Source organism: Streptomyces sp. NPDC005070 (genome assembly GCF_053600395.1).
On the sequence record NZ_JBSFZS010000201.1, the window covers coordinates 1 to 8,077 of the forward strand.

The following is an 8,077-nucleotide window of genomic DNA, read 5'->3' on the forward strand; positions in this document are numbered from 1 at the left end:
ACTCGGAGACCGCCAGCACGACGGCGTCCACCGTGTCGGGCTCCTCGGCCGTCCACGCCAGGGACTCCAACTGCCGGCGGGTCCAGCGTCGCCCGGCGCTCACCCCTCCGGAGACCGGGAACGAGTGCGCCCAGCCCATCGCCTTGACCGCCATCGCCCGACCTCACTCCCGCTCGTTCCGTCCGTGTCCTGTCGTACGGGTCGTGTACCCGCGCTCCGCCGGTACAGTCGGCGCACCGCGGGTGCCCCCGGCACACGCCGCGGCCCTCCGCACCTGCCCCCGGGGAGGAGTTGGGGCCGGGGTTCATGTGCCCGCTCCGGTGCCCGGGTGACACCTCGGTGAGTCAATTCCGTGGGACGACCCGAACTCCCCTTTGGGGCGAACCCGCACGCGAAGGGAACAACGGGCCAACACTGTCCGTACTATCTGTAAGCCGGGGCATACGCACCAAGTGCGGTCGCCCAGCCATGCAGCCCGGTCCGACACCAACACGCCCTGCCCCACGGCATCTTCCCGGGGGTGTTCATGTGGCGACCGCGCTCCGAAGAGAGGTCCCATCGTGCCCGACACCACAACGTCCACCGAACTGACATCGCAGTACACGGCCCAGGTGGTCGCCGACCTGGAGCGCAATGCCAAGGAACAGGAGCGCATCGGTGCGGAAATGGAGGCGCTGCAGGAGCAGTTGAACGCTCTGCGGCACGACCACTCCGTGCTCACCAACCTGCAGCAGGCGCTGGGGGCGACGGCCGCGCCCGTCGGGACCGGCCCCGAACCGACGGCGGCGACCTCGGTGCCCCGTCAGAAGGCCCCCGGCAAGTCCGCCGAGGGCAAGCGCGTCCGGGTCAGGAAGGCCGACGGCAAGAAGGCCGACAGCGGGAAGGCCACGGCGGCACGGACGTCGGCGGCCAAGAAGCCCGCCGCCGAGGAGACCTCGACGCAGCCCACCCTCATCGAGCTCATCCGCCGCTACCTCACGGAGCAGCGGGAACCCCGCTCCGCCGCCGAGGTGTCCACGGCACTGGTCCAGACGCATCCCGAGCGCCGCATCCAGACCAACGTCGTCCGGACCACCCTCGAGAACCTCGTGGCCAAGAGCCATGCCCACCGCGCCAAGCAGGGAACGTCCGTTTTCTACACGGCCGTCGAGGGTGACGAGCCGTCGGCGCCGTCGACCGCCGCGGAACAGCCCGCGAAGGCGGAGGCGAAGGTCAAGGCGGCGGCGAAGACGGACAGCGACTGAAGCGGTCGAATCCCGTTCGTACGGGGCTTGCACATCCACGCGGCCTCGTGGCCCCGCGGAGATCGGTGAAGTCCGGTGCCACGGCCGCGGCGTTCGCGCCGCGGCCCGCCACCGCACCATGCCGTGACGTGCCGCACCCTGCCATGCCGTGCCACACCGGTCAGGCCGTCACCTTGGCGATGAACGCCGCGAGGTTCAGCACTGTCCGCTGGATCTTCTCCTCCAGCGTCAGTGACTCGCGCAGCCGCCCTCCGGCGCCCGCGTCCTTCTTCCCCCGCACATACAGCGAACAGGCGAGGTCGCTGCAGATGTAGGCGCCGACCGAGTTGCCCTGCTGCCCGGCCTTCCCCGCCTTGGGCGCGACCATCAGGGAGACGCCTCCGGTGTGGGTGGTCACACACATCGAGCACATGCTGCGCCGTAGCTGCCCCACCGTCGCGCTGGGACAGCGCAGCATGAGGCCCTTCAGGCCGTCACCCAGTTCGGCCACGACATAGGCGCGATCGGGTGCCTGAGGGTCCCGCCAGCCGAGATAGTCCAGGTCGTCCCAGGGCCGCTCGGCCAGGTCGCGCGGGACGGACAGACGCTTCGCCTCACCCTTGGTGCAGTTCACGAACGCGGTACGGATCTCTTGCTCGGTCAACGGCTTCATAAGACTCACGGTAATTTGCCTAAAAGCTTTAGGCAAATGCATAATCGGTTACGCCGAGGGAGAGGGCGAGAGGGAGGAAGCACATGGGACGCGCGGGACTGAACGCCGAACGCCTGACACGGGCGGGGGCGGAGCTGGCCGACGAGGTCGGCTTCGATCAGGTGACCGTCTCGGCCCTGGCCAGGCGGTTCGACGTCAAGGTCGCGAGTCTGTACTCGCATGTGAAGAGCTCGCAGGACCTCAAGACCCGTATCGCCCTGCTCGCCCTGGACGAACTCGCCGAGCGGGGCGCCGCCGCGTTGGCCGGACGGGCCGGACGGGACGCCCTGACCGCCTTCGCGAACGTCTACCGCGACTACGCCCGGGAACACCCCGGCCGCTATGCCGCCGCCCGGCTGAGGCTCGACCCCGAGACCGCGGCGGCGAGCGCGGGCGTCAAGCACGCGCGGATGATGCGGGCGATCCTCCGGGGCTACGACCTCACGGAGCCGGACGAGACCCATGCGGTCCGTCTGCTGGGCAGTGTGTTCCACGGCTATGTGAGCCTGGAGTCGAGTGGAGGCTTCAGCCACAGTGCCCCCGACTCCTCCGAGAGCTGGGCGCGCGTCCTGGACGCCCTCGACGCCCTGCTGCGCAACTGGCCCGCCCCCTGAGTCCACCGCCCGCCCGGCCGGTGACACCGAGGGTCCGCGCTTCCCGGGCCTGTGCCGGACACCGTCGACTCTGCCGGTGTCCGGCACGGAACCATCCTCCGTGCTCCCCTGCCGACATCGTGTAGCGCGGTGAGTGACATGCGCATTGCCGGTTCCCGGCAGTGTTGCCTAGGCTCTGCGTGCCGGTCACCGTCAAGAAGTCGTCACCGGGCCGTCAGGAAACCGGGGGGACGAACGGATGGAACGGCGGATACCCGAGCAGTATCTGGAGGGCTATGCCCGGATACTGGTGGATGTCTCCGTCACCGGCAGGCGGCTCACCCGCGACGAGATCGAGTCCCGGCGAAACCTCGGCGAACGGGCCGCCGACGCCGGTCACAGCCTGCCCGCCCTCATCAGCGCCCACCTCTCCGCCGCCCGCACCGCCTGGCCCGCCTCACCGGGTTCGGCCGACGGCGCGCTGGCCGCGGTCCAACAGGTCATCGACGCCTTCGCCGAGGGCTACGGCCGGGCGCAGCTCCTCGCCGTACGCAAGGAGGAGGCCGCCCGGCGCGAGTTCATCGACGACCTCCTCTACGGGCGCAGCGACCTGGGCCGGCTGGCCGAGCGCGCGGAACGCTTCGGTCTGCGGCTCTCCCCCACACACGCCGTCGCCGTCGCACAGGGCCCGACGGCCTACGACGAGTCGGCGCCCGTACCCCGCCAGGTGGAGCGGGCGCTCATCGCCCGCTTCGGCGACCGCAGCATCCTGTTCACCACGAAGGACGGCAGGATGCTGTGCATCGCGCCCGGTGAACAGGGCGACGTCCTCACCCACTTCGCCCAGCAGGCGCACGCGGCCACCGACGGCGGACGGGTGGCCGTCGGCCGGCCCCAGCCCGGACCCGGCGGGGTCGTCCAGTCCTACGAGGAGGCGCTCAACGCCCTCGAACTCGCCGAGCGTCTCGGACTGGACGCGCCCGTCCTGCGCGCCGCCGACCTGCTCGTGTACCCGGTGCTGACCCGGGACCGCCAGGCGATGGCCGACCTGGTCCTCGTCGCGCTGGGACCGCTCACCTCGGCCCGCGGCGGCGCCCAGCCGCTCCTGGAGACGCTGACCGCGTACTTCGACACGGGCTGCGTCGCCGCCGCGGCTGCCCGCCGGCTCTCGTTGAGCGTGCGCGCGCTGACGTACCGCCTCGAACGCATCCACCAGCTCACCGGCACCGACCCCGCCGACCCCGCGCACCGCTACACGCTGCAGACCGCCGTCATCGGGGCCCGGCTGCTGGACTGGCCCGCACGCGGTCTGTGACTCAGCGGTAATCGGGGTTGGGGGCGTCCGGACGGCAGCCCGCGTCCCACAGCGAACGCTGGTTGCCGTGGGCGGGGATGCCGCCGGACCGCTTCAGCAGGGCCGCCATGTGCATCAGGTTCCAGGTCATGAACGTGGTGCTGCGATTGGTGAAGTCGTTCTCGGGACCGCCCGAGCCCGGGTCGAGATACGACGGGCCGGGTCCCGCCGGCCCGATCCAGCCGGCGTCGGCCTGCGGCGGGACGGTGTAGCCGAGGTGCTGGAGGCTGTAGAGGAGGTTCATCGCGCAGTGCTTCACGCCGTCCTCGTTGCCGGTGATCAGACAGCCGCCGACGCGCCCGTAGTACGCGTACTGGCCGGCGGAGTTGAGCACCCCCGAGCAACTGTAGAGCCGCTCGACCACCTGCTTGGTGACCGAGCCGTTGTCCCCGAGCCAGATCGGCCCCGCGAGGACGAGGATGTCGGCGGCCATCACCCGTTCCTGGATGGCGGGCCAGTCGTCCGTGGCGAAGCCGTGTTCGGTCATGTCCGGGTAGACACCGCGAGCGATGTCGTGGTCCACGGCGCGTACGACTTCGGTCGTGACGCCCTGTGCTTCCATGATCGCGCTGCTCTTGTCGACCAGCCCCTCGGTGTGACTCAGCCCGGGTGCCGGCTTGAGGGTGCAGTTGATGAACAGCGCGCGCAGGTCTTCGAAGCGGTACGCGTCGTCGGTCGCCGGGGTGGACGGTGACTCGGTCACGGATGACTCCTTCGTACGGGGCCGTGGCGGTGAGGGCCGGGGAACGGGGTGACCCGGATGCCGGGTCCGGCTGGTCGCCCGGGAGCAGCGTCTCGCGTGTGTCCCGTTTTGTCCTCGACCGACTCGGCGGTTCGGCCGCCACGGCTTCCGGGCCGCCTCCGTCCCGAACCCGTCCCTCTCTCCGATGCCGGTCTGCCGCGGCAGGACCTAGGGTGGTGGTCGTGACGACTGGACGATGGGAACTCGGCGGCGACTTGGGTGTCGCGCGTATCGGCTACGGCGCGATGAAGCTGACCGGCTGGCCCCAGGGAGAGCGGCCGGACCGGGAAACCTCGCTGGGCATTCTGCGGCGCGCCGTGGAGCTCGGGGTGAACCACATCGACACCTCGTACTACTACGCGCGTGACGGAGTGTCGGCGAACGAGCTGATCCGGGAGGCACTGCACCCCTACCCGGACGACCTGGTGATCGTGACCAAGGTGGGCGCCCTGGTCGAGGGTGCCGACATCGCGCTGCCCGCGGCGAAGAAGACGGGTCTGACGGCCGACAATCTGCGCCGGGGTGTCGAGGCGAACCTGCGCTCGCTCGGCCTGGACCGGATGGACGTGGTGAACCTCCGGATGGGTGATGTCGGCGAGGCGGGCGCGGCCTCCCTGGCCGAGCCGCTGGAAGCGCTGCTGGCGCTGCGCGACGAGGGCCTGATCCGGCACCTGGGCATCTCCAACATCTCGGCCGACCAGTTCGCCGAGGCCCGCAAGATCGCGCCGATCTCCTGTGTCCAGAACCTCTACAACCTGTCCCGGCGCGACGACGATCCCCTCGTCGACGCCTGCGCCGAGGCCGGTATCGCCTACGTCCCCTTCTTCCCGGTCGGCGGCTTCCGGCCCGTCACCGCCGAACACCTGGAGGCCGTGGCCGCGCGCCACCGGGCGACCACGCCTCAGGTGGCCCTGGCCTGGCTGCTGGCCCGGTCTCCGGGCATCCTCCTCATCCCCGGCACCGGCTCCCTGGCACATCTGGAGGAGAACATCGCCGCGGGAGCACTCGAACTGACCGCCGAGGACCTCGCCGAGCTGGGGTGACGGACACCATGCGATCCGTTGCGCGCCGTCTGCAACCGAAGCGGCCCCGATCGTGTCTCTGCACCTGACTGGAGCGCGTGGGGACCGGACTGCCGCACGGGCCCCACGTCTCGGGGAGGCATGAGTCATGAGCACATGGGCGGTACCGGGCTACACCGAGTCCCGCGAGCTCGGTTCGGGGGCGAGCGGTCGCGTCGCGCTGGCCGTGCACGAGGAGACCGGGCATCCGGTCGCGGTGAAGTACCTCAGCGAGTCGCTGCGCACCCGTCCGGGCTTCGTACAGGAGTTCCGGGCGGAGGCGCGACTGCTCGGCGGGCTGCGCAGCGACCACGTGGCCGGCCTCTACGAGTACGTGGAGGGACCCGACGGCGCGGCCATCGTCATGGAACTGGTGGACGGAGTGTGTCTGCGGGTCCTGCTCGCCCAGCAGGCGCCCCTCGACCCGGAGGCCGCTCTCGTCCTCCTCAAGGGCTCGCTGCTCGGCCTCGCCGACGCCCACCGCGTCGGCGTCGTCCACCGTGACTACAAGCCGGAGAACGTCCTCGTCCGCCCCGACGGCACGTCGAAGCTCGTCGACTTCGGGATCGCCGCCACCGACGGCACCACGGCGGGCATCGCGGGCACACCGTCGTACATGGCTCCCGAGCAGTGGACCGGCGCGCCCGCCTCGCCGGCCGCCGACGTCTACGCCGCGACCGCGACGTTCTTCGAGTGTCTGACCGGCCGCAAGCCCTACACGGGCGAGAACCTCGCCGAACTCGCTCTTCAGCACGTGGACGGAGTCATCCCCGCCGACGAGGTTCCCGAGCCGGTCCGCTCGCTCGTCGAGCGGGGTCTCGCGAAGGCGCCCGGGCAACGGCCCGCCCACGCCGAGGACTTCGTGGCGGAACTCGAGGCGACGGCCGGCGGCGCGTACGGCCCGGACTGGGAGGAGCGCGGTCGTCGGCAACTCGCGGCGCTCGCCGCCCTGTTCCTCCTGCTGCTTCCCTCCGCCCCCTCTGTGCCGCGTCACGCCACGGACACCGCGCGCACGATCCTCGCCAGGACGCCGGACCGGCTCCGGGCCTGGCAGCCGAGTCTCCGCTCGCTGCTGGTGTCCGTCGCAGCGCTCGTCGCGGCCCTTCTGCTGACGTACGGCATCGACCGGCACGCCCCGGACTTCGGCACGCCCCGCAGGGCCGCGGAGGCCCTGGCCACCACCAGCGCGCAGCCGACCGGTGACAGCGGCCCCACGGCGACGGCGGACTCCGGCTCCCCGACGCCGTCGTCCTCGTCGTCCACGTCGGCTTCGCCCACGCCGTCCGGTTCGGCCACGGACGCCACCGCCGGGCCGTCCGCATCGGCGTCCGCGACCACCAGCGCGTCCGCGTCGGCCACCCTCGCGCCGCCGACGACGCCGGTCACGACGACGGCCTCGCCCACCACGACCTCCCCGTCGCCCTCCCCCACCGTCGGCGTCAAGTCCGTCGTGTTCAGCGGCTTCCGGCAGACGGGAACCTCGACGGCGGCGGCGGCGGTCACCGTCACGACCGACGGCACCGGGCCGGTCACGCTCACGGTCGCGTGGTTCACCGGTGAGGTCAGCGGGCAGTCCGGAACGCAGGACGGGGCGGCGGAGACGTACCGGCGCAGCGGTGCGACCCAGTACACCATCGCCCTCGACCACACGTTCCAGGGCACGGGCTGCTACTGGGGCGTGCAGGCCAGGACCCAGCCGGCCTCCGCCGACGGCGGCGGCTGGGAGCAGCTTCTCACCCGGCGGTGTTCGATCGGATGAACCAGAACCAGAGCGCCTCGGGCGCCTCCTCCCCCGACGACGACTACAGCGCGACGGTGCTGGCCAGCCACTGGATCCAGCGGCCGGACTCCTCCGACACCCTCGCCCTCACCGAGAATCCGGCGACCATCGAGCTGTCGGGCACCACGGCCGGGGAGGTCCGGCCCGACCGGGTCGAGGGCACGCTGCTGCGTTTCGGCCCCGGCGTGAACGCCGACACCATGCGCCGGGTCGGCCACTTCGCCCCGCCCGTGCGGGTACGACGCCGGACCTGGCGCCGCCACGCGCTGCCGGGCCTGGTGCTGCTGGCCGTCGTCGCCTTCCTCCTGTGGCACCGCGCCACCCCGTCCCTCGGGGTGGACGACGTCACGGTCTCCGCCGCGTCCCCCTCCCCCGGCTGCGACGAGACCACCGACATCACGGCCACGGTGACCACCAACGGCAGGGCCGGTGAGCTCACGTACCGCTGGGTCCGCAGCGACGGCACCGCCTCGGGCATCCTGCACGAGGACCTGGCACGTGATCAGAAGCAGGCGCGCATGCATCTGTTGTGGACGTTCAGACCGCGTAGCCGCCACCCCCCAGCGCGACCCAGCGCCCGTCGGCGTACGTGTGCGCCAGGTCGTGACAGGC

8 protein-coding genes and 1 pseudogene are annotated in these 8,077 nt (G+C 71.4%); 6 read left to right on the top strand and 3 right to left on the bottom strand.

From position 1 onward, the window contains the following. Positions 1-154: pseudogene (locus tag ACWEBX_RS35260) on the bottom strand (ATP-binding protein); the annotation flags it as partial. A 406-nt stretch (positions 155-560) separates the two neighbouring features. Here ACWEBX_RS35260 and ACWEBX_RS35265 point away from each other — a divergent pair. After that, entirely contained in the window at positions 561-1,244 is a 684-nt protein-coding gene (locus ACWEBX_RS35265; RefSeq protein ID WP_451888836.1) for a hypothetical protein, read from the top strand. 160 nt (positions 1,245-1,404) lie between these two features. Here the strand turns inward: ACWEBX_RS35265 and ACWEBX_RS35270 are convergent, their stop codons facing one another. Continuing rightward, on the bottom strand, positions 1,405-1,896 hold the full coding sequence (locus tag ACWEBX_RS35270; protein WP_451888837.1) for an FBP domain-containing protein: 492 nt from the start codon (positions 1,894-1,896) through the stop codon (positions 1,405-1,407). Between the two features lie 83 nt (positions 1,897-1,979). Here ACWEBX_RS35270 and ACWEBX_RS35275 point away from each other — a divergent pair, with 83 nt between their 5' ends. Together ACWEBX_RS35275 and ACWEBX_RS35280 are read left to right on the top strand one after the other, a co-directional pair. Next, positions 1,980-2,549, top strand: a complete 570-nt coding sequence (locus ACWEBX_RS35275) for a TetR/AcrR family transcriptional regulator (RefSeq protein ID WP_451888838.1) — start codon at positions 1,980-1,982, stop codon at positions 2,547-2,549. Positions 2,550-2,787: 238 nt separating this feature from the next. After that, complete coding sequence (locus ACWEBX_RS35280) at positions 2,788-3,843, top strand: PucR family transcriptional regulator (RefSeq protein WP_451888839.1); 1,056 nt, start codon at positions 2,788-2,790, stop codon at positions 3,841-3,843. 1 nt (position 3,844) lies between these two features. Here ACWEBX_RS35280 and ACWEBX_RS35285 read toward each other — a convergent pair whose 3' ends face one another. Continuing rightward, entirely contained in the window at positions 3,845-4,585 is a 741-nt protein-coding gene (locus ACWEBX_RS35285; RefSeq protein WP_451888840.1) for a flavodoxin family protein, read from the bottom strand. Between the two features lie 221 nt (positions 4,586-4,806). Here ACWEBX_RS35285 and ACWEBX_RS35290 point away from each other — a divergent pair, with 221 nt between their 5' ends. The 3 genes from ACWEBX_RS35290 to ACWEBX_RS35300 form a co-directional block, all read left to right on the top strand. Next, positions 4,807-5,667: an oxidoreductase gene (locus ACWEBX_RS35290; RefSeq protein WP_451888841.1), complete on the top strand. Its 861-nt coding sequence runs from the start codon at positions 4,807-4,809 to the stop codon at positions 5,665-5,667. 127 nt (positions 5,668-5,794) lie between these two features. After that, on the top strand, positions 5,795-7,444 hold the full coding sequence (locus tag ACWEBX_RS35295; RefSeq protein ID WP_451888842.1) for a serine/threonine-protein kinase: 1,650 nt from the start codon (positions 5,795-5,797) through the stop codon (positions 7,442-7,444). Beyond that, the coding region (locus tag ACWEBX_RS35300) for a hypothetical protein (protein ID WP_451888843.1) at positions 7,441-8,077 on the top strand (637 nt) is incomplete at its 3' end. The genes ACWEBX_RS35295 and ACWEBX_RS35300, both read left to right, overlap by 4 nt.